We start from the raw sequence: 21,125 nt of genomic DNA on the forward strand, positions 1-21,125 counted from the left end.
CTTCCGACTGACTGCTTCGACCCCGCCTCTGATTTCAATTGAAGGGTTATCTGTTCATGAAAAGACGTGGGCGTTTGCGCGCCCCTTTGTCGGGCCTGATAGCCGCCTGTCTCGGCGTGCTCGTTGCCGTCCCGACCTCCGCGTTCGCCGCCGCCCCGGTGGTGAAGACCGGGCACTCCGCTGTGTCTCCCGGCGATCGAGCCAAGGTCAAGTCTCTGCTTGAGGCCAAACGCAAGCAGTCGAATCAGTCGGCCAAGACCACTTCGCCTACACTGCCCGATGGTGTGAAGGCAGCGTGCGACGTTCCGAAGTCGGAGAACGAGGCGCGGTGCTTCGCGCTGCGGGTGACGGGTGTCAATGGCGGCAAAGGCGTCCGCGCCGCCGCTCCGGAGGGCCTGGCGCCCAGCGATCTGCTCAGCGCCTACAACCTGCCGACGGACGGGGGAGCCGGCACGACGATCGCCGTCGTCGACGCCTACGACAACCCGAAAGCCGCCGCCGACCTGGCCGTGTACCGGCAGCAGTTCGGGCTCCCGCCGTTGACAGACGGCCAGTTCATCAAGGTCAACCAAGACGGCATCCAGGGCCACTACCCGCGCTTCCAAGACGGTTGGGCGGCCGAGACCATACTCGACTTGGACATGGTGTCGGCCGTCGCGCCGAAGGCCAAAATCATCCTTGTCGAGGCCAACTCCGACCGCGTCGATGACCTTGGCGAGAGCGTGAACGAAGCAGTCGCGCTGGGCGCTACGGAAGTTTCCAACAGCTACGGAAGCAACTACTTCATCACGCCGGGTAGCGGTGAGAGTGCCAATGACTTGGCGCTCTCGCAGAAATACTACGACCATCCCGGTGTCGCCATCGTGGCCAGCAGCGGCGACACCTATTACGGCGTCAGCTTTCCTGCGTCCTCGCCCACCGTCACCGCCGTTGGCGGCACCAGCTTGAAGGCGGACCCGTCCACGGCGCGCGGCTGGAGGGAGTCGGTCTGGGACGGTGCCGGTTCGGGCTGCTCGACCATCGAGGTGAAGCCCTCCTTCCAAAAGGACACCGGTTGCGACAAGCGAACCGTCACCGATGTCTCGGCGGTCGCCGACCCGGGCACCGCTGTCGCCGTATACGACTCGGTTCACGGCGGCTGGACCGGCTACGGGGGTACCAGCGTTTCAGCTCCGATCATCGCCGCGACCTACGCGCTCGCCGGGCCGATGACGGCGGGAACGTATCCCAACAGCTATCCGTATGCGAACTCTCGACTCAATGATGTGACCTCGGGATTCAACGGAACCTGTGACCCCACCTACCTGTGCAGCGGGACAGTGGGCTACGACGGCCCCTCCGGGCTTGGCACGCCGAACGGAACCACCGCATTCCATCTCGGAGCGATCGGCACGGTGAGCGGCACCGTCACCGACGGGGCCGACGCGCCGATGGCCGGAGTGCACGTTGCGCTGACGGACGACAGCACCCAGGTGTACACAGCCGCGACGGACAGCAAAGGCGCATACCGACTGGGGGTCTCTCCTGGCACGTACCACGTGTCGGCATCGTCCTTTGGCTATGAAAGCGCCACGGACAACGTCACCGTGACGGCCGACACCACCGCGACTGCGGACCTGAAGTTGGTGAAAGTTCCGACGCGGAGGCTGTCAGGCAAGGTGACCGACGGATCAGGTAACGGTTGGCCGCTCTACGCAAAAATCACCATCGACGGGGTCCCGAGCGGGACGCTTTACACCAACCCCAGGACGGGCATCTACTCGACGAACTTGCCGAGTGGGGCCACTTACACCATGCACGTCGCACCGGTCTACCCCGGATACACGAAGCGGTCCATCGACGTCGCGCTCGGCGCTGACGACGTGCGGCGCAACGTTTCCGTCGCGGCGGACATGACGGCGTGCACCGCACCCGGATACAGCTACATCGCACAGGCCGACTTCGAGGACTGGGGGAAGGAGCCGCGGTACGGCTGGAGCACCACCCACACAGCCGACACCAAGGTCGGTTGGGAATTCGATGAGCAACCGGGAGAGAATGTCTTTACCGGCAATGGCAGCTTTGCAAGCGCCGACCCGTTGGCCCGTGGTTTGTTCGATGGGAGTATCCGGGCCGAGGACACGGATCTGACCTCGCCGTCGTTCGACCTGAGCGGGCAGACGAGTGCGGCCCTGCGATTCGACGCATTCGAATTCGCGGGCGCGCTCGACGCCTCCATCAGCACCGATGATGGCAGTACTTGGACAAAGGTCTTCCAAACAGACGACATTGTCTTCCTAGCACCCGTCGATGTTCCGCTCACCCAGGCACTTGGCCATAGCAACGTCAAAGTCCGTTTTCACTACGTCGGCCACGGCGAGTCCTGGGGCCAGGTGGACAACGTGTCGGTCGGTCAGTGCCGGCCGATCGGCGGCGGGATGATCACGGGCACCGTGACGGACGGCAACACGCATCGACCGCTGAACGGCGCAACCGTTACGGTCGATGCGGCTCCCCTCGCGGACCGGTACCGTAGCTCGGCCAGTGCGCCAGGCACGGGGTTCTACTGGTTGTACAGTCCGAACGCCGGCGCTAACAAGGTCACCACGACGGCCCCCCGGTACACAACGACCACAGCGAATGTTGTTGTCTCCCGTAAGGTGTCTCGCTACACCCCGGAACTGCAGGCCGGGCAGTTGAAGGTGACGTCCGGAAAAGTGACCTTGGACGCCGCACTGGACGGCAAGGCGAGCCAGGATGTCACCCTCACCAACACCGGGCAGGCACCGATCAAGGTCACTGTGGCCGAGCAGAGCCAGGCCCCGTCTTCACCCGCGCTGGAGACCCCGGCAGATCAGTCGTGGCAGGTCCTGCCCAATTATCCCACTAATGCTCTCAATGACGGAGTCATCGCTTCTTACGAGGGCAAGATCTACGGGGTGGGCGGCAGCACCGCTACATCCATCGTCTCGGATGGTTACGTTTACGAGCGGGGCGCCGACTCCTGGTCGCGGATCACCCCTCTGCCGGAACCGCGCACGAATGCTGCAGGCGCGTTCCTCAACGGAACCCTGTATGTCGTCGGCGGAGGCCACTTCGTCGAGCATGTGAACGTCGCCAGCCCGTCTACCTTCGCCTACCATCCGCACAGCAACAGCTGGTCACGAGTGGCGGATCTGCCGCAGGCGATGTACGGCAGCGCCGTCGCCGTACTCGACGGCAAGCTGTACGTCATCGGCGGCTTCGACAGCCGGAATAGACCCGTGGCTACGTCCTACCGCTACGACCCGGCCCGCGACACCTGGAGTCAGATCGCCGACTACCCCGTCATCACCAGGTTCAATGGATGTGGTGGTGTCAACGACAGCATCGTGTGCGCCGGCGGCATGTTCCCCGAGCCAGACCCGCGCAGGGATCAGCTGATAACAGGCAATACCTACGTCTACCATCCCACGACCAATACGTGGACGCAGGGTGCTGACATGCCACACCCCGAAGCTCAGTCGTGGTACTCAGCAGCTAACGGAAAACTCCAGGTCTACGGTGGCTGGAACCAGGATATGTACCCCTTCGGCTACGTCGAGGGCGAGAGCAATCGAGCGCAGCAGTACGACCCGATCGCCGATGTCTGGACCGACCTGCCCAACACCCCCTACGGGGCCCTTGGCGCTGCCAGGCGCGGTACCGGTACCGGCTGCGGAGTCTCCATGGTCGGTGGAGAAGCCGGCTACGCGCACAATCCTCAATTTTATAATCTTGCCGCGAGGCTGCCCGGGTTCGACCAGTGCGGCGGCGATGACGTGAACTGGCTGTCGGAGAGCGCGACGACGGTGACTCTGGCGCCCGGTCACTCGACACAGGTCCGGGTCACCGCCGACGCCAGGGTCCTCACGGCCCCCGGCGGCTACGCGGCGAGCCTGTCCCTGATCGACGACTCGCCGTACGGGAGCCATGCCGTCCCGGTCGCACTGAAGGCAACCGCTCCGGCCAACTGGGCGGAGATCACAGGTACGGTCAGCGACGGGGGAGGCCGCCTCAGGCTCGGCGGGGCGGGGGTCACCCTCTCCCGTGCGGGCACGGACCTGATCACCGCCACCACCAACAGCCAGGGCGTCTACGACATGTGGCTGAAGGCGTCCTCGGGCAAGACCACCGTCACGGTCACCAACGACGGATACGACTCGAGCAGCCAGCAGGTGGACACCACGCCGGGCGGCCGGACGAAGGCCGACTTCGCCCTGCAAAGCAGCAGGTGACCAGCACCCCGGGGACCTCGTATGCCGAATACGCCGTCTGCTGTGAGGATGCGGCAGTGAAGCGGAGACGGCGCAGCGAACGCCCTCGCCCGTCAGGGTAAGGCCCCAGAACCGTCGCATCACATGAACCCGCTCGTGCGGCGGACAGAAGGTCAGACAGATGCCCGGCCGGTCAACCCGGCCGGGCATCTGCTGTGCGCGTTCCCCGGCTCAGGATCGGCACCGGTCGCCAGCAACACGCGCAGGGTCACACCCTCACCCCGGAAGGTGAACACCGCCATCCCCAGGGCGGTATTGACGAGGACCTCGAACGGGCCCATGTCGAAGAACATCACTGGCCTCCGGGGAGGGAGCGATGTGCCGCTGACGATTGCGGACGCCGGATACGGACATGCGGCGGCCTTCCGGCTCGGCCTGAACGCGCGGGGGCATGCACTACGTGGTGGGGATCTCCAGCACGCTGTCGGCCCAGCCCGGCGACGCGGCCCGGTCGCAGAGACGTCCTCGGGACTGGGCCGGTCGCCAGTGCCGAAGTATCCGCAGCCTGCCCGCTCGGTGAAAGAACTCCACGTACCGCGAAACGGTCGACCTCGCACCGGACGTGCCCGAGCGCGCGCCCCACCGCTGTGTCCGCCGTCGACGCGCCGCTCGAGCGCGGCCGGCAGTTCGCTGCCCCATTGCCGGAGCGCGGGGGATCGCCTCGCCGGGGTGACCGACGACTGCCGGCCACGCCGGTGCCTGCCCGGCCGTCGGCGTTGCCGGGCGAGGTGTACCGCCAGGAGGCCGTCCCGGCATCGACGGCCTCCTAGTGGTATTCAGGATGCATCCTTGCGAGAAGCGGACGTGTCCCGTAAAGCGCGGGAGCGGTGGTGAGTCGCACGTCGAGTGGGGAAGCGCTGTGTCCGGACCGGACCGGAAGTACCGCTGCCCGGCCACCCGGGCGCCGGACGGCCGGGGTTGACCCTCGACTTGGTGGAGGGCTCAGAGTTCTGGGTGTGGAGAGCGAGATGCGCAGTATCGGTGAGATGGCTCGGGACAGTGGGCTGAGCGTGAGCGCCCTGCGGTTCTACGACGGTGCCGCCATGCTGGTCCCGGCGTGGGTGGATCCGGTGAGCGGCTACCGCTGGTACGGCCCCGAGCAGCTCGAAGAGGCCCGGCTGCTGGCCCGGCTGCGTCGGGCCGGCATGCCGCTGGCGGACATGCGACTGCTGCTGGCCGGCTGGTCCAGTCAGGACACCGATCTGGTGCGGAAGCTGCTTCAGGCGCATCTGCGGCGTCTTGAACTGGGGCTGTCCGATGCCCGCATCGAGTTCTCCACGGTCAGAGCACTACTCGAACGCAGGGAGAACCCCATGACGTCGCACCGCACCCTTGCCACCGCCCGGTTGGCTGTCTCCGCCCCCGAGTTGGCCGCGGCGTTGGACGCGGTCCGCTTCGCGGCCAGTACCGACCCGGAACTGCCGATGCTCGACGGTGTCCTGTTCGACATCGACGGTGAGGCTGTTCATGTCGTGGCCACCGACCGGTACCGGATGGCGGTCGCGCAAGCTGCTGCGACCGGGCATGACGGGCCCCGTACGCAGGTCATCGTCCCGTCCCCGCTCGCCGACGCGATGCGAGCGCTGCTGAGCGACGACGCATCCGTCCAACTGGCCGTGGACGGTGACCGCGTGACGTTGGAGGCGGGGGACCGTCAGGCGGCCGGCCAGTGCCTCGATCACGACTTCCCCGACTACCGCCGCCTCGTCCGCCTGCCGGCAGGGCGGCGTGCCCTCGTCGATGTCCCGGCATTCCGGGCGGCGCTCGAGACCGGCCCTGTCCGCGCCAGCGAGGTGCGCGAGCAGGACGGGGTGTCCTTCGACATCACCGTGCTCAAGGTGGCGGGCGACGGCACGGTGCGCGTCTGTGAGGACGGCGACGACGACGAGGGCGGGGTCGCCGTCAATCGCGGGTTCCTTCTGGATGCCCTCGCCGCCGGAGCACCGGACCAGCTGATCCTGGAGTTCGGCGCTCCTACGGCGCCCCTGGCGATCCGCCGGACCGACACCGAGGACGCCTTTTCGGTACTGATGCCTGTCCGCCTGGACAACTGACGGGAGCGCGCACGGGCGGAGGCCCGGCCGGCCGTGCCGAACAGGGCAGCAGTGCCGGCCGGTGGACCTCCGCCATCTCGCGGCGGCGTCAGGGAACCGGGCCCCACCGGGTTCGTGTCGGTGCGGATCCGTTCGCGCGGGGCTGTCGTCGAGGAAGCCTCCCGACTGGTGCTGCCCCAGCTGCGCGTAGGCGCCATCCGTGGCGAGCAGTTCCTGGTGGGTGCCCTGCTCGACGATCCGCCCGCGTCCGAGGACGACGAGCCGGCCCATGGTGGTGACCGTGCTCAGGCGGTGTGCCACCACGAGCGCGGTGCGCCGCTCCATGAGCCGCCACAGTTCCTCTTGGACAAAGAGCGCCGAGGCGGTTCGGGCAGTGCAGGCCGTCCCGCTACAAGGCCTCCGCGAGCAGAAGGACACCGGTGAAGCCGACCGGTAGGGCAGCGCCGCCGCGAAGCCGATGTCGGCGCCGCCGACCGGGGGTCGGAGCACCGCGTCGCTGCTGTTGAACAGGCGTCATCCCTGAGGCAGGCGATCAGAGGAGGGCCGCGCGGAATCGGTCCACCTCTTGCCGGATATACGGCGAGAGGTGGGTCAGCATTTCCAGGGTCTCCTCCACCTCCGCGGCAAGCCCCGGAAATGACGCCCAGGTGGCAGTTTTTCGCGTGAGTACCGCTGTCAGCAGGTCGTCATCGTAGAAGCCGGACTCCACTTGCCGGGGCGCTGTGTCCCTGAGGATCTCCAATGCCAACGGCAGAGTGAACGTGAGGCCGACGTCCTGCCCGATCAACCGGGACAGGTCCCAAGGGGTCAGGGTGCCAACAGGGCGACGACGGAGGGCATGCACACTTCTGACGAGACCCGTGGACGCCTCGGGAGGATCGGGCCAGACGTCTCCCTCGAGGGTCTCGATGGAAAGTCCTCGATCGAACGAGATTCGCTTCAATGGCCCCTCTCCCGGAAGTACTGCGGCGACGTCACTCCGTTCAGGTCACGGCGTCAACGGCGTTCCCGCGCGCCGGCGTGACAGGAAGGAGCACACCGCGGTGTGAACGAGCCACCCCGCTGCCGCGCCGATCGCATACCCGAACAGATCCGGCGGATTGAAAGTGGAACCGAGCACGAGACGGGCAACGTAGCTGCGCCGGGAGAGCTCCGCAGGCACCTCGCTGAGCTGCAGGAACTCCACCCCCCAACTGACAGCCAGCGCGCTTCCGGCAGTCGTCAGGGGCGTCACCCGTGGTGCCACCAGGACGACAAGAGCGAGAAGCAGGACGGTGTACAGCGCGTCTCCGCCGTACTTGGCGATGTTCCCCTCCGCCACGGCCCGGAGCCCCAGCCCCGCACCGACGGTGATCACCGCGGCCCCGGCTGCCACCAGACGAGTCCGTACCAGGTAGGCAGTGCTGTCGCGGGTTCTGGATTCGAGAGTCCCAGGGGCATTCTGACGGACGTTCATTCCGGGCATCCGTGGGGGAGCGGGCCAGAGCGGGATGGTCGCCGGCTCACGGCGGCACGCCGATGTAGATCCTCTATGGACACGGCCTGGACGTCGGGCGATCCCGGTGCGTGAACACCCCCCGGTCGACGTGTTTCCGGCTGTCGGAAGCCGGCGCAGCGGGCGTGGCCGCTGCGCCGGCTCGTACTCTCGGTACTCACCGGTCCTTGGGCGAGGTGAAGGAACCGACGAGCCGGCGGATCAGCTCCGCCGCGATCAGGGCCGGCAGTGTTGGTGCCGTGATGTGGACGTCGATCCGGATACGCGAGGCGAGCACGAATCCCAGGACCAGTGCGACCAGGATGGCAACGACGACTGTGGGCAGACAAATACCGCGACTTCTCGGACTGGGGTCTTCCGGTGGATGAATGGTGTGTGTGCGTGTCATGCGGCACGCTGAGGGACCTCCCGCGCTCGTTGCCACTCGCTGGGCCCCGGGATGTCACCGTGGGTTGCAGCCCGACGGTGAGGGGCCTCCGTGACTCCTCCTCCACCTCCTGAAGGGGGTGGCTTCTCGCTATGCCGTTTGGGCTTCGCGACGGACCAGCCCGGCCCGTAGAACGTTCAGGGCGCCTACCGTGTCTGCGTGTGCGTGGTGGCCGCAGGCGACGCAGTGGAACTTCTCCTGTGTGGGGCGGTTCTCCTTGGCGGTGTGCCCGCATTCGGGGCACCGCCGGGAGGTGTTGCGGGGGTCCACGGCCATCACTTCCCGTCCGGCGCTTTCAGCCTTGGCGTTCAGGATCGCGAGGAACACCCCCCAACCGGTATCAGCGATCGAGCGGTTCAGTCCGGCCTTGGACGCGGCCCCGTTGGGCAGGAAGCCGCCCGGCCGGTCGGGGTCGGGCTTGGGTTCAGGAGCCCGGCTCATGTTGTGGATCCTGAGGTCTTCGTGCGCGATGAAATCGTGTTCGCGTACGAGTTTGAGCGCGGTCTTGTGCGCGTGGTCCAGGCGCTGGCGGCCTGCCTTGCGGTGTAATCGGGCGACCTTCTCCACGGCCTTGCGGCGGCGCTTGCTGCCGCGCTTGCACCGGCTGAGCGCCTGTTGCGCTGCTTCGACTTTCGCGGCGGCGTTGCGGCCATGACGCGGGTTGGGCACGAAGTGGCCGTTTGAGTCTGCGAGGAGGTTGGCTATGCCGAGGTCGATGCCGACCACGCTGCCAGTCGGCGGCAGCGGCTCGGGCCGGGCCTGTTCAGCGGTCAGGATGACGTACCAGCGCTTGCCCTCACGCTTGACGGAGACGGTCTTGACCTTGCCGGCCACCCGGCGGTGCTGATGCACCCTGACATGCCCGATGCCCTGGAAGCGGACGCGGGTGACGGGATCGTGCGGTGTGGAGTCCCAGCGGCAGCCGTCGCCGTCCTTGGGGAAGTCCACGGTGTCGAAGTGGCCGGTACCCCGAAAGCGCGGATAACCGGGCTTCTCCCCGGCCTTGGCGCGACGGAAGAACGCGGCGAACGCCTTGTCCAGACGCCTGAGCGTCGCCTGCTGCGAGCTGAACGACCATCGGCCCTGACGCTCGGGGTCGAACGCCCGGATCTCTTTGAGCTGAGCTGACTGGTCCCCGTACCGGACGGTGCTCTTGGAGACGTGCCGGTAGGCGTCGCGGCGTTCCTGCAAGGCGCCGTTGTAGAGCGAGCAGTGATCGCGCAGCATCTCGCCGAGCGCGATCGTCTGGCCCACGGTGGGCCGCAGGAGGAACTTGTACGCACGGATCATCCAGCCGACCCCCTCCGCGTCAATTCCGCCGACCGCGCTAGATTTGGTGCATGTCACCACGCTGGGAACCAAACCCCGATGTACGGCGCGGACGTCACGTAGTCTACAATCTCCACGCACATTTGGTGTTCGTCACCAAATATCGACGCAACGTCTTCAACGACGAGATGCTGACGCGCTGCGAAGAGATCATGCGAAACGTGTGCACCGACTTCGGAGCGGACCTGATCGAGTTCAACGGCGAAGAGGACCACGTCCACCTGCTCGTGCACTACCCGCCGAAAGTCGCTCTCTCCAGCCTGGTCAACAGCCTCAAGGGCGTCAGCTCGCGGTACCTGCGCGCCGAGTTCACCGGCCGCGTCAACCGCGCCACCATGCACGGCCGCTTCTGGTCCGGCTCCTACTTCGCCGGATCATGTGGCGGCGCACCACTTCAAGTGGTGAAGGACTACATCGAGAACCAGAAGCGGCCCACCTGACCGTCACGACGAAGAGGCAGAGGACTCCGGCGCTCCGCGCCTCCGGGCCCAGGATCGGATTCCCTCCCCGCCTGAAGGCGGGGATTCCCTCCGAAGAAGTGGGATGGGCAGAGTGGAGCCCACGCCGGGGGTCGGTCCACCGGGTATCCGGAATTGATTTCGCGTGACGGCAGCGTGGGCGAAATCCGGACGACCGCGCCATGTGCCTGTCCGTGCAGTCGGCCCGTACGGCCAGGTCAGGACTCCGGTCGACTACAGGATGAGCCTTTTGCGGCCATTCTTCGGGGCGTATCGCACCGCAAAGGTATTGCCTTTAGCTTTCCGACCTGCTGCCATTGTCCTTGAGACCACGACGAAATCCGGTTCACCGGATCTTATCCCGTCAGGCGCCCGGGTCGGGTGCCCCTGGGGTATGGGTGGTCTGTTTGGCTGACCCCGGCCGTTGCCACTCGCACCAGGGGACAGGGCCGGGTTCTGTTGCAGCGGAGCCGGCCCGATCGTGCCGACGCCACGCACGCGTCGAGCGGCATGTGCGCGCCGGTGGTCCCAAGTGCCCGCTCCGTGCTCTCCGTTGCCGTGTTGAGGCGTCGCACCGACGGGGAGCCGGCGTCCCACTTCCGAGATCCGATCGGGACGTCGGACGGCAGTTGGTCGAGGTGGGCGTTGAAGCAACGGCGGACGTCGAGCGAGCCCACGTGGTTCCACTTGCCGTCGAGGGTCAGAAGGGCATGAGTCGGCAGGACGTCCGCAACCTGACGCTCCACGAAGTCATCAAGATCGTCACCAACATAATCGACGGGACAGCTGCTCACCCGGTCCCGCAGGTCCGGGCGCTCGCCGTGGAGCGCCCTGATCACCGACCGGCCGTCGTGGTTCTCGTGCACACGCTGCGCGGGATGGCCCTCGGGGTCGGCATCGTGCTTCTCCCAGAAGTGGTTCAACGGCTGGGCGGGCGGATAGTGGGACGCGAACTCGTGCCATTCGCGGAAGGTACGTGCCGCCTCGGCAGCCACCGGGGCGCGAGCGGCGTCGAAGTCCGGCAGCCCACGAGGACGGCCGTCACATGTGCCCGGTGGGTAGACCCGTGGCGTGCCGGAGAGAGTCAGAGCACCCCCGATGATGCGGGGGTCGTCCTGATACCCGGCGCGAACGGGGAGTTCGCAGCCGCGGCCGTCGACCCGCCAGTAGTCCCACTCGCCCATCCAGTCGGGATCGTCGGGGACATCCTCGCGGTTGTAGTCGTACGGCGCCATCGCGGCGCCTGACGCGTCCCGCACTTCCCCGGATCGGAGGGCGGCAGGCAGACCGTCACGCGTTCTATTGCCATGGCTTTTCACGATCCGCAAGAGGCAGTTGCGGGCCGCAGGCGCCGCGGATATGCGCTACGAGCGCGGCCTTCCGGAGGCCCAGGAGCGACGCTTCCTCGGCGGTCGCCTGCCGTGGCTCCGGCTGCTCCACGGCGTGGCTCACGGTGACGCCGATCGTGGAGAAAATTTCCCCGTTCCCGCAGGTCATGGGGCTGGCCGTATAGGCTGCTCCACTATGAGGTATAGAGAGACAGCGCGGGGCGGACTGGCGGTGAACATCATCGGGTGCTGAGCGGACTGCTTGGGTCATGGTCGTGGCTTGCCTCGGCCAGCTGCGCCCAGAAGGGAGCGCTGCGCCGCGTCACCTCCTCAGCCAGGCGGCCCCGACCGGCCTCGGCGAGTTGCTTGGCCAGATATTCCAGGAAGTGAGCCAGCTGCATCTGCTGGGAATGGGACACCGGTGCTTTGAACCGACGCCAGACGAGAACGGACTCGACCAGGGCCAGCATCGCCTCCTTGTCCCGTCCCCGTTCGCTCAGCCACAGGGCGACCAGCACCTGTGACGTCGCATAGTGCCCCGTGTACTTAACCGGGATGAGGTTGGCGAGCCTTCGATAGCTCTCCGCAGCCTCTCGCTGATAGGTCAGGGCGTCATCGAGGCTGCCTGCCGTACGCAGCCGCCCGGCGAGCACGGCGATGACTTGTGCATACTGGCACAAGTACGCCTCGGTGTCGCTCCCCGCCAGGACCTGGTAAATGGCCGCCGCCTGGCGCAGCACCGCCAGTGATTCCTCGCCCTCGCCCATGGCTTCCAGAAGACGGGACACCGTCTCCAGGGCCTGCGCATAGTACAGCTGGTTCACCGGCTCCGTGCGTTGCTCCATGCTCTGGTACACGTCGAGCGCTCTGCGCAGCACGGCGCGCGCGTCACTGTCGCGGCCGGCGCCCATGAGGTTCTTGGCCACGGGCACCAGAGAGCGGGCGTAATGCAGTGTGTAGCGGGCCGGATTTGCGTCGGCCGCCCGCTGATACGCCGCCGTCACGCGTTCGAGCATGCCCAGCGCCTCGTCATGCCGTTTGGCTCTGGTCAGGCGTTTGGCAGCCGCATTCAGCGCGAGTACATGCGGCCCGACGTACCGGTTAATGTTTTGCTGGGCCAGTTTTCCGTACACGTCCGCCGCCCGCACGAAGAGGGGCAGGGCTTCCTCGTCCCGTCCTGCCGCGGCCAGCGCACGCGCTCTCCTGGCCAGTGTCGGGGCCTGCAGGACCAGTTCCGGGTCAGTCGGCGCGGTCAGCGCCTGCCCGTAAGCGGTGACGGCTTGCTGATACGAGGTGAGCGCGTCCTCCTCTCGACCCGCCTCGACGTGGTTCTCCGCTTCGGACTCCAGGGCCTGCGCCCGCGCTGCCAGCTCCGGTTTCCGCGCGGCCGCCTCCGTCCGGGCGAAGGACGCGCAGGCTTCCTGATATGTCCGGAGCGCCTCGCGTACGTATCCCAGTCCGGCCTCGTGGCGTGCCAGCCTCACCAGATTCGTCGCGTAGATTTCCAGAAAGCTCGCCGGCCTCCTGGCGGCGAGTTGCCGGCGCGTGTCCATGGCGCTGCGCAGGACCTTCAGCGCGTCGTCCCCTCTGCCGGTCTCGCTATACCACTTGCTCAGCATGGTCAGGGAGTCGGCCAGGCGCAGGCCGTACTCAGGGGCGACGGCATAGAGTTGCCGACAAACCTCTACGGCCTCCTCCAAGCGAGCCAGCGCCGCAGGCGAAGGCGCCTTGGTACCTGATGAGGTAGCGGAGAGGAACAGTTCCCGTTCCAGATTGGGGAGGTAGCGCGATGGATTCATCCTCGCGAGCCGTCGCCAGATTTCCACCGCTTGTTCACGGCTGCTCGTTGCCTCGTCCTCCCGGCCCAGGACGGTCCAGCGCCGGGCGACATCAACGAGGCACTCGGCCAGCACCGAAAGGTTCCCGTCCGGCCTCGCGTCAACGAGGTCGCGTGCGATCCGCGATGCTTGCTGGGAAGCCCTCAGCGCCCCCTCGGCATCCCCGCAGCCGTCGAGGACGATCGCCAGCTGGCCGAGCGCACGGGTCAGCGCGATGGCCGTTGCCGACGCGGGGTCGGCCGCCTGCTCAAACAGCCGTCGGCGGATGGCGACGGCACGCTGGACGGCTGACAACGCCTCATTTAGCTGACCCGCGGGAAACAGTCGTTTGGACAACATCAGCAGCGAGTCCGCAAGATAGGCCTCGGCGTCCGCGCCGACCAACCGCGTGTTCATGGCCACGGCTCGCTCCGCCTGAGCGATCGCGCGCCCATACTGCCGCAGGTCGACAAGTCTGCTCGCATGGTTGACGAGATAGCGGGCGAGTCGGGACGTGTGCGCTTCCGGGTCGAGCTTGACCAGTCGCTCCGCGTACCCCACCGCCTCGTTGACGGCTTGAGCGGCCCGCTTGACGTCGCCTTGGGACCAGCGCTCTTTCCGGGTTCGGTCCACATACCGGTATGCGAGGCGTGCCAGCGCCTCCGCGAGGTGTGGCTCGTAAGTCTGCGGGTCCGCGGCGACCAATTCCCGGTAGAGCAGCACCGCCTCCTTGGTCGCCGCTACCGCCTCGGCCCGACAGCCCTCCCAGGCCAAGCGGTTCGCCAGCGCTTCGAGGGACCGGGCGTACCGGTCCTTGTCGGCAGGGGCGCCCGATTCGGTCGCGAGACGGCAGCGGCCAGCGACCAGCTTCGCGACCACCGTCGCTTGGCGCACCAATCTCTCCGTGAATTGCGGGATGGCCTCGAGCAGGGCCTCCAGCATGTCCAGCGAAAGGGCTTCCGGCTCGGCGAGCACCGCGTCGACCGCAGTTAGCAGCGGCCCTGGATTTTCGGTCTCAGCGATCACTGTGACCGCGGCGACACCGAACCGGTCCACATTCTCCTTGATCAGTTCGGCGAGGACGGCGGCCACATGGCGATGACGCACCTCTGTCCGGGCCAGTACGGTGAGCAGATGGGTGATTTGACGTCCGGTCGCTACGTTCGCGGCATCATGCAGTAGCTGTGGTCGCTCCTTCAGCACCGTGCCGATGAGGTGTTCGCCGAGTCGGTCCGGCTGCAGCGTCGCCCAGAAGTGGCTGGGCGTCCGGTACAGATCGCTAATCCATTGCGCTGCCTCGACGCTACGGTCCTCCCCCAGGTCCCGAAGGCCGTACACCCTTCCCAGCACGGGCAAAGCCTCGATCTCGTCGGTGGCGCTCCACGCCGACGCCGAGGCGACCGCATGCCGACGCGTCGTGGTCCCGAGGATCAGGCCCCGTGCCTTCGCCGCCTTCTCCCAGTAATGCTGTTCGTGGAGAAGCAGCACGTCCTCCGTGCGTGTCGTCAACGAGCCCAGGGGACGGCCCGCCTCCAACAGGGCGGCCAAGGCATTCATGTGCAGGGCCAGAACCGAGCGGTCGTCGGTACCGCCCGTTCCCAGGGCTGGCCGCAAAGCCACCTGGTCACGTATGCCTCGCCAGTTCACATCCTGGTGGTCGGGCAGAGACGATAGCGCGTCCGCCAGTGAGGTGACCGCGGCGCGCCATAGGGCGACACGGCCGGTCGGTGTGACCTCCAGCGGCTCCAGGTGCTCGACCGGCGCGGCTACCAAGGACGACAGGTTCGGCGACGCGGCCAACTGTGTCAGCCACTCTCCCGCCGACCGGGCGAGAAGCAGCAGCCGTACTGAATGTCGGGGATGGCCCAAGTGACGTGCCAGTGCGCGTAGTTCCTCCTTCCTGGTCTCGGCGTAGTCGACGACCAGCAGCAATGGGCGGGAAAGCTGCTCTAGCGCCTTCAGCGTCTCGGCGGGCGCCTCCTCGGCGAGCCGGCCCGCGACCCAGCCCTGGGCACGGAGGCGGTGGCCGAGTTCCACACCGAGCCGGGTCTTGCCCTCGCCACCGCCGCCCACGAGCAGCCGCGTCGAGAAGGAACCGGGTTCGTGACACCAACTTTCCAGTGCTGTCAAGAGGTCTGTGCGGCCGTGAAACGGCACCGCCTCCACGTCTGCGCGGAGCAACGCTGCGGGTGAAGTGGCCGCCGGCGGCTCCGAGAACAGCCGACGCAGCTCCGCCGGCTCGATGACGCATGCCCGGCCGGTATCGGCTTCCAGCAGCGAGCGGAACTCCGGGTCGGCGGCTAGCGAGGCAACAGGCACGGCTGTCAGACGGCGGCTGGAGAAACCGCCCTGGTCACCGGCGACGACCCCGACGAGGAGGCCGTCAGCGAACAGCGCCGCTCCCGACATGCCGTGCCACGGAGTACTGCTCGCTTCCACCCGCGTGGGCGGATCGTCGACAGCTACCGCGTACCAGCCTGTCTTGACACCGGTAAGTGGATTGATCCTGCCGCTGAGTTGCTCCGTGTCGCGGAACCCGTCCGGATGCCGCTGCACGTCCGGGAATCCCGCGGCTGTCACAGGCGTGCCGATCGCCGAGGTCACCAGCTGACCCCAGCGGAGAGCCTTCCACCGGAGCGGCAGCCTCTGTTCGGGATCGCTGACGCGCAGGAGCGCGACGTCTAGATCCTCGCCGTAGCGGTGCCAGATGACGGTGCACTCGACATAGTCAGCGGCGCCGAGTAAGCGGATCTTTACCGTACGTGCCGGTACACCGTCGACCAGCACCACGTGGGCTGCCGTCAGCAGCAGACGTGGTCCCACACCGTAGGCAGATCCAGAGCACCAGGGGCTGTCACCGGTCCGCGCGTATACCTCAGCGATCAGATCCGTGTCCATGGCGGTACTCGGTCAGCGGGAAGGAAGCTCGTCCACCTGGCCCTTGATCTCTAGGGTCTTGCCGTGGCGGTCACGAGGCAGCAGTTCGAGTCGCAACCTGTGCGTCGTACCGGAGGAGTATTCGCCCTTCCCGTCGAGGGCGAACACGCCGAACTGGAGCTTGCCCCCGCCGCCCGCGGACCGCCTGACCTCCAGACCTAGTTCGACCTCAACCTTGCCGACGGCGAAGGACACCTCGCTGTTTTCGCCGGCAGCCTTGGCGGTCAGCAACTGCTCCCGCAGCACCTGGATCGCCGTAGACAATTCCACCCACTCGTGCGTCATCGACCCCGTGTCCCCTCAATTTGCGCGTGGGGAGCATGGTAGCCGAGCAGGGGCAGCAGCCCGGTTCTCGCTGTGAATAAACCACCATTCCTGCACAGTCGCAGACTCTGCATCACGTTTCCGAAGAGTGAGATGCCTGGGGGATTTTGAGCGCTTTGCTGTCGCTTGTCCAAGGGGCCGACGGCACGTCAGCCAGTCGCCTGTGGCTGGTAGCGGTCAGTGGTGGATGCGGACAGGTGGCCACACTGGAGACCCGCCATTCTGACTAGTGCGTGACCGCATAGGTTCGCCGGGGTCGTCGGCTGCGGTCGCCCGTGCCCGTCCGCCCCAGCGGACGCCTTTCTCGCTGCGGATGCGGGCGCGTCCTTTGCGTTGGGCGGCGAGGATGTCGGGGTGGCGGGTGTTGGCGTTGCGCCAGCCATCGCGCTCGGTTTCCAGCGCGGCGAGATCGTCGGCCTCCGCTGGCAGGACGTCGACTTCGACAAGCGCGTGATCCGGGTCCGCAGCAGCGGCAGCGCGTCCGGGACGAGGCGTACCACGATGAGGAGCGGCTGCGTGAGGCCATGGTCGCCGTCGACGCGCTGCTCGCGCGCGGCTGGCAGTTTGCTGCGCCCCTTCCCGAGCGGGGTTGGGTGGCCGCGGGGGAGTGACCGCGCAGCGGCCGCTGCCCGGCAATGTACCGCCGCCGTATCAATCTTCATCGGCGATCCCCTGGACGGCGAGTGGGACGACCGGGCCGGGCGAACTCTCCCGCGTCGTAGGTGCATGCACGCCGTGGTTCCCTGGAACCGGACATGTCTGGGAAACTCCGCCGGCATGCGATCTCGAACGAACGGCATGTGGTGGGGAGCCACCATCGAAGCCCCGGACCCGGGAGTTTTGGCCCGGTTCTACTCCGAGCTGCTCGGTTGGTCCGTCGTCGATGAGGAGACGGGAACGGTCGTGCTCGCTGCTCCGGGCTCCGCCTTCCTCGTGTTCCAGCAGGCACCCGGATACCGGCCTCCTGTCTGGCCGCCCGAGGACGGTGAGCAGCGCCCCATGATGCACTTGGACTTCCAGGTCGGGGACCTCGACTCTGCGGTCGCCGAGGCGATCGCTCTGGGCGCCACACCGGCGGCGACGCAACCTCATGAGAACGTTCGAGTGCTCCTGGATCCGGCTGGCCACCCGTTCTGCCTCTGCCGGGAAGAGGAGTAGCGGCAAGGGCGTCGCCGCTCGGCGGACCGCACCGCACCGGGACGTGTGTGCCGGGCCCGGCGCGGCGGCGTCCGCGAGGGGTGTTGTCAGTGATCGCAAGTATGTTCAGTGCCGTCCCGCCGATGTGGCGCGGAATACCCCCTGCTGCACAGGAGATGGCGCGTTGTCAGATTGGGAGAGGTCGAGCACGGCACGGGTGACAGCACCCGCCCAGCCGCGCAAGCTCGTCAAAGTACCGTTCGTCGAACTGGCCGACGGTCGCCTGCAGGGCGTGGTGTCCAGCGGCTCGGACATCGAGCGGGTCTACGTCTCGTCGGTGGCGGCCGGCACGTACGCGTTCGCCTGCAGCACCAACAACAACCGGCCCTGCGGCGGCGCGCGGGGCTCGTTCTGCAACCACATCCGGGCCCTGATCGCCGAGGCCGTGCTGCAGTACGGCGCCGAGCGCGTCGCCCGTTACGTGAAGGCCGAGGCCGCGGGCGGGGCGCCGGACGCGCAGAGCCTGATCGCCGCCATGACCGCCGCGCGCCCGCCGCAGGGCGACGCACAGGCCGCCGCCGCCGTCTTCAGCCGGTTCCTGCGCCACCTGGCCTACCTGGAACTCGCCCCCACCACCGCGCCGCTGCCGGAGATGCAGTGGTTCCCGCCGACCAGGGCGGTGGCGTGATGCGCGTCGACCTGCTCTCCGAGCCGATCGCCGGGCTCGACGAAGCCGTGGCGGCCGTCGACGCCTTCGACGCGACGCTCGTCGCCGGACTGCTGCGTCCGCAACCCGCACAGGCGGCCGGGCTGGCGGAACTCGTCCACGCCGTCGCGGGCACGCCGCTGGCCGGCAGGGTCGCCGAGGCGGCCGAGAAGGCGGCGGCCGGAGCCGCGAGCGAGGACCACCTGGTGGTCCTCGCCGCCGCCCGCACCGCGCTGCTCGGCTCCGTCCACGACGCGCTGACGGCCCGGATCGAGGAGGCGACCGGCCGGTCCCGCGGCGCGGAGCCCGTACCGGAGCCCGCGGGCGGGCAGGCGCCGAACCTGCTGGCCGCCGCGCGTACCTGGCTGTCCGACCTGGCGCGCTCCGGGTGGCAGGGCATCGACCACGACCCGGTCTCCGGGGCTGCGCAGGTCGTCTCCGCGATGCTGCCGGATCCGGCCCTGCGCCGCCTGGCGACGCTCCTGGACGGCTTCGCCGCCGAACTCGCGGCCTCCTGCCCGGGGGCGAGCACGGAACGGTTCCCGGTGCGCCGCTGGGCCGACCTGTGGTCGCGCGCGATGCTGCTGACGGTGCCCGGCGCCTCGGACGTGCCCGTGACCGGTACGGCGACCGGCCGCCTGCTGCCCCTCGGCGTGGACCTGCAGGAACACGCCACCGGCGTGCAGGCCCAGGTCCACGCGGTGTTCGAGCCGGCGGACGGCGCGGCGGCCCGCCTGGTGCGTGCCAGTGTGTCCGTGCCGAAGCCCGACACCGTCGTCGGGGCCGGGCTGTGGCAGTTGCTCCGTCCGCACATGTCGCTGCTGGCGGCCGCGGGCGAGGGCCGCTCGATGGACCTGGTCGGCATGCCGGTCACCGCCGAGGGCGATCTGCTCTGGGACGACGGGCACGCGCAGGCAGGCGAGCCCGCCGACGCCTTCGCCACCGCCCGCGTCGCGCTGCCCGCCGCCGGCGACCCGGCGACCGCGCCCCTGGACCGCCACCCGGCGCGCATCGCCGTACCGGTCTTCCTGGAGGGCTACGGCGCACGGACGGACGACGCCGCGGTGACGTTCACCATCGCCGGGCACCCCCTCGCCGTCGACACCGACCGCATCCCGGCCGCCGGGCCGCTCACCCCCGAGGCCGTCGCCGCCTCCGGCGCCTGCATCGGCCTGCTGCGCTGGGACGCCGGCACGTACCGCGTCCAGCTGCTGGCCGTGGAGACGACCGTACGGAAGAAGGCCGTCGCGATCCACGCCGGGGCGTGGGCGGGCGGGACGACCGACAGGAACGGGATCAAGGCCGAGAAGGCCGCGACCGACGCCGTGGCCGTGCTGCGGGAGCGCGCCGGAAGGCTGCTGCGGAAATGACGGAACAGACCACCGGGAACACGCCGGACACCGCACAGTCCACCGTGGCCGACGCCCACGACAACCGCCGTCAGGTCCTGTACTGGCGGCTCCTGGCCCGGCTCTTCGACCACGAGGAACAGGCCACTCTGGAATCGGCGAGCCTGGCCGTCGTCGAGGACATCGGCCTGCCGCCCGCGCTGCTGGACCCGCAGACCTCCGTGGACTCGATCACGCAGCGCCACCCCGAGCTGGCCGCGGAGTTCGACGGCCTGATGACCCCCGAGCCTGATCCCCAGGACGGTACACGCGACCGGGCGGCAGAGGTGCGGCGCGCGGCACTGGTGTCGAAGGTGCTGCTCAATGTCTTCGACTGCGGCTCCGGCACGGTCACCGCCGGGCAGCTGGCGCGCTGGCAGTCCGACGCGGGCTGGCTGGAGCGCGCGCTCGGCTTCGGGCCCGGCGAGCTGCGGGGCGGCCGCGCCGGTGGACGTGTCGCGGGAACCGGCGTCAGCCCGACCGGCACCGGCGGCGCGGGCACGACCCCCGACCTCAGCCGGCTGATCCCGGCGATCGGCCCCGAACTCGGCGCGATCGAGGCCGACCTCGTCAAGCGGATGCGTCTGCGCGAAGTGCTGGCCGACCCGAAGCTCGCGGCGCAGCTCACCCCGAGCATGTCGCTGATCGAGCAGTTGCTGCGGGACAAGAACAACCTGTCGGGCGTCGCCCTGGCCAACGCCAAGGCCCTGATCCGCCGCTTCGTCGACGAGGTCGCCGAAGTGCTGCGCACCCAGGTCGAGAAGGCCACGGTCGGCGCCGTGGACCGCTCGATCCCGCCCAAGCGGGTGTTCCGCAACCTCGACCTGGACCGCACCATCTGGAAGAACCTCACCAACTGGAGCCCGGAGGAGGAGCGGCTCTACGTCGACCGCCTCTACTACCGGCACACCGCCCGCAAGACGACGCCTCAGCGGCTGATCGTCGTCGTGGACCAGTCGGGGTCGATGGTCGACTCGATGGTGAACTGCACCATCCTGGCCTCGATCTTCGCGGGGCTGCCGAAGGTGGACGTCCACCTGATCGCGTACGACACGCAGGCGCTCGAACTGACGCCCTGGGTGCACGACCCCTTCGAGACCCTGCTGCGCACCCAGCTCGGCGGCGGCACCGACGGCACGGTCGCCATGGCGCTCGCGCAGCCGAAGGTCGCCGAGCCCCGCAACACCGTCGTCGTGTGGATCTCCGACTTCTACGAATGGCGGACCGAGCCCCTGTTCGAGAGCATGGCCGCCCTCCACCGCTCGGGGGTCAAGTTCATCCCCGTCGGCTCGGTGACCAGCTCCGGCCGCGGCAGCGTCAACCCGTGGTTCCGGGAGCGCTTCAAGGACCTCGGCACGCCGGTGATCTCCGGCCACATACGCAAGCTCGTCCACGAGCTCAAGACGTTCCTCGCCTGAGCGCCCCAGGCAGTCCAAGGCAACGCAAGGCAC

The 21,125-nt window shown here is 68.0% G+C and carries 14 protein-coding genes and 1 pseudogene; 7 read left to right on the forward strand and 8 right to left on the reverse strand.

The genetic code is table 11. From position 1 onward, the window contains the following. The first annotated feature begins 38 nt into the window (after window positions 1-38). The gene (locus ACWDAS_RS26530) at window positions 39-4,235 is read left to right on the forward strand and encodes a carboxypeptidase regulatory-like domain-containing protein (protein WP_450395560.1); all 4,197 of its coding nucleotides are present in this window, start codon (window positions 39-41) and stop codon (window positions 4,233-4,235) included. A gap of 152 nt (window positions 4,236-4,387) precedes the next feature. Here ACWDAS_RS26530 and ACWDAS_RS26535 read toward each other — a convergent pair whose 3' ends face one another. Next, entirely contained in the window at window positions 4,388-4,567 is a 180-nt protein-coding gene (locus tag ACWDAS_RS26535; protein WP_450395562.1) for a hypothetical protein, read from the reverse strand. A gap of 663 nt (window positions 4,568-5,230) precedes the next feature. Here ACWDAS_RS26535 and ACWDAS_RS26540 point away from each other — a divergent pair. Then, window positions 5,231-6,328 (forward strand): DNA polymerase III subunit beta family protein, encoded by a 1,098-nt coding sequence (locus ACWDAS_RS26540; RefSeq protein ID WP_450395565.1) that lies wholly within the window; start codon window positions 5,231-5,233, stop codon window positions 6,326-6,328. A 126-nt stretch (window positions 6,329-6,454) separates the two neighbouring features. Here ACWDAS_RS26540 and ACWDAS_RS26545 read toward each other — a convergent pair. From ACWDAS_RS26545 to ACWDAS_RS26560, 4 genes and pseudogenes are all read right to left on the reverse strand, one after another. Continuing rightward, window positions 6,455-6,688 (reverse strand): annotated as a pseudogene (locus tag ACWDAS_RS26545) (ABC transporter ATP-binding protein); the annotation flags it as partial. 172 nt (window positions 6,689-6,860) lie between these two features. Continuing rightward, the gene (locus ACWDAS_RS26550) at window positions 6,861-7,271 is read right to left on the reverse strand and encodes a contact-dependent growth inhibition system immunity protein (protein ID WP_450395567.1); all 411 of its coding nucleotides are present in this window, start codon (window positions 7,269-7,271) and stop codon (window positions 6,861-6,863) included. A gap of 45 nt (window positions 7,272-7,316) precedes the next feature. Next, window positions 7,317-7,784: a ribosomal maturation YjgA family protein gene (locus tag ACWDAS_RS26555; RefSeq protein ID WP_450395570.1), complete on the reverse strand. Its 468-nt coding sequence runs from the start codon at window positions 7,782-7,784 to the stop codon at window positions 7,317-7,319. Between the two features lie 556 nt (window positions 7,785-8,340). After that, window positions 8,341-9,540: an RNA-guided endonuclease InsQ/TnpB family protein gene (locus ACWDAS_RS26560; RefSeq protein WP_450395573.1), complete on the reverse strand. Its 1,200-nt coding sequence runs from the start codon at window positions 9,538-9,540 to the stop codon at window positions 8,341-8,343. Window positions 9,541-9,590: 50 nt separating this feature from the next. On the opposite strand from ACWDAS_RS26560, the gene tnpA reads away from it, so the two are divergent. Next, the gene (gene tnpA, locus ACWDAS_RS26565) at window positions 9,591-10,019 is read left to right on the forward strand and encodes an IS200/IS605 family transposase (RefSeq protein ID WP_450395575.1); all 429 of its coding nucleotides are present in this window, start codon (window positions 9,591-9,593) and stop codon (window positions 10,017-10,019) included. Between the two features lie 374 nt (window positions 10,020-10,393). Here the strand turns inward: tnpA and ACWDAS_RS26570 are convergent, their stop codons facing one another. From ACWDAS_RS26570 to ACWDAS_RS26580, 3 genes are all read right to left on the reverse strand, one after another. Beyond that, window positions 10,394-11,272, reverse strand: coding sequence for a hypothetical protein (locus tag ACWDAS_RS26570; protein ID WP_450395577.1), 879 nt, complete (start codon window positions 11,270-11,272; stop codon window positions 10,394-10,396). Between the two features lie 332 nt (window positions 11,273-11,604). After that, window positions 11,605-16,080, reverse strand: a complete 4,476-nt coding sequence (locus ACWDAS_RS26575) for a tetratricopeptide repeat protein (protein WP_450395579.1) — start codon at window positions 16,078-16,080, stop codon at window positions 11,605-11,607. Between the two features lie 12 nt (window positions 16,081-16,092). After that, entirely contained in the window at window positions 16,093-16,404 is a 312-nt protein-coding gene (locus ACWDAS_RS26580; RefSeq protein ID WP_450395582.1) for a trypco2 family protein, read from the reverse strand. A gap of 816 nt (window positions 16,405-17,220) precedes the next feature. On the opposite strand from ACWDAS_RS26580, the gene ACWDAS_RS26585 reads away from it, so the two are divergent. From ACWDAS_RS26585 to ACWDAS_RS26600, 4 genes are all read left to right on the forward strand, one after another. Beyond that, window positions 17,221-17,601 carry a VOC family protein gene (locus ACWDAS_RS26585; protein WP_450395585.1) on the forward strand — a complete coding sequence of 127 codons (381 nt, stop codon included), beginning with the start codon at window positions 17,221-17,223 and terminating at the stop codon, window positions 17,599-17,601. Window positions 17,602-17,764: 163 nt separating this feature from the next. Then, window positions 17,765-18,268 (forward strand): hypothetical protein, encoded by a 504-nt coding sequence (locus ACWDAS_RS26590; protein ID WP_450395587.1) that lies wholly within the window; start codon window positions 17,765-17,767, stop codon window positions 18,266-18,268. Continuing rightward, window positions 18,238-19,656 carry a hypothetical protein gene (locus ACWDAS_RS26595; RefSeq protein WP_450395589.1) on the forward strand — a complete coding sequence of 473 codons (1,419 nt, stop codon included), beginning with the start codon at window positions 18,238-18,240 and terminating at the stop codon, window positions 19,654-19,656. The genes ACWDAS_RS26590 and ACWDAS_RS26595 overlap by 31 nt, the downstream gene beginning before the upstream one ends. Next, entirely contained in the window at window positions 19,653-21,092 is a 1,440-nt protein-coding gene (locus ACWDAS_RS26600; protein WP_450395592.1) for a VWA domain-containing protein, read from the forward strand. The genes ACWDAS_RS26595 and ACWDAS_RS26600 overlap by 4 nt, the downstream gene beginning before the upstream one ends. Window positions 21,093-21,125 lie beyond the last annotated feature (33 nt).

It is taken from the genome of Streptomyces sp. NPDC001070 (assembly GCF_053598835.1).

Bases quoted from the DNA above. Each gene is read 5' to 3' on its own strand.
- ACWDAS_RS26585 (WP_450395585.1), top strand. From the start codon at position 17,221: ATGCGATCTCGAACGAACGGCATGTGGTGGGGAGCCACCATCGAAGCC.
- ACWDAS_RS26575 (WP_450395579.1), bottom strand. From the start codon at position 16,080: ATGGACACGGATCTGATCGCTGAGGTATACGCGCGGACCGGTGACAGC.
- ACWDAS_RS26560 (WP_450395573.1), bottom strand. From the start codon at position 9,540: ATGATCCGTGCGTACAAGTTCCTCCTGCGGCCCACCGTGGGCCAGACG.
- ACWDAS_RS26570 (WP_450395577.1), bottom strand. From the start codon at position 11,272: ATGGCGCCGTACGACTACAACCGCGAGGATGTCCCCGACGATCCCGAC.
- ACWDAS_RS26580 (WP_450395582.1), bottom strand. From the start codon at position 16,404: ATGACGCACGAGTGGGTGGAATTGTCTACGGCGATCCAGGTGCTGCGG.
- ACWDAS_RS26600 (WP_450395592.1), top strand. From the start codon at position 19,653: ATGACGGAACAGACCACCGGGAACACGCCGGACACCGCACAGTCCACC.
- ACWDAS_RS26555 (WP_450395570.1), bottom strand. From the start codon at position 7,784: ATGAACGTCCGTCAGAATGCCCCTGGGACTCTCGAATCCAGAACCCGC.
- tnpA (WP_450395575.1), top strand. From the start codon at position 9,591: ATGTCACCACGCTGGGAACCAAACCCCGATGTACGGCGCGGACGTCAC.
- ACWDAS_RS26535 (WP_450395562.1), bottom strand. From the start codon at position 4,567: ATGTTCTTCGACATGGGCCCGTTCGAGGTCCTCGTCAATACCGCCCTG.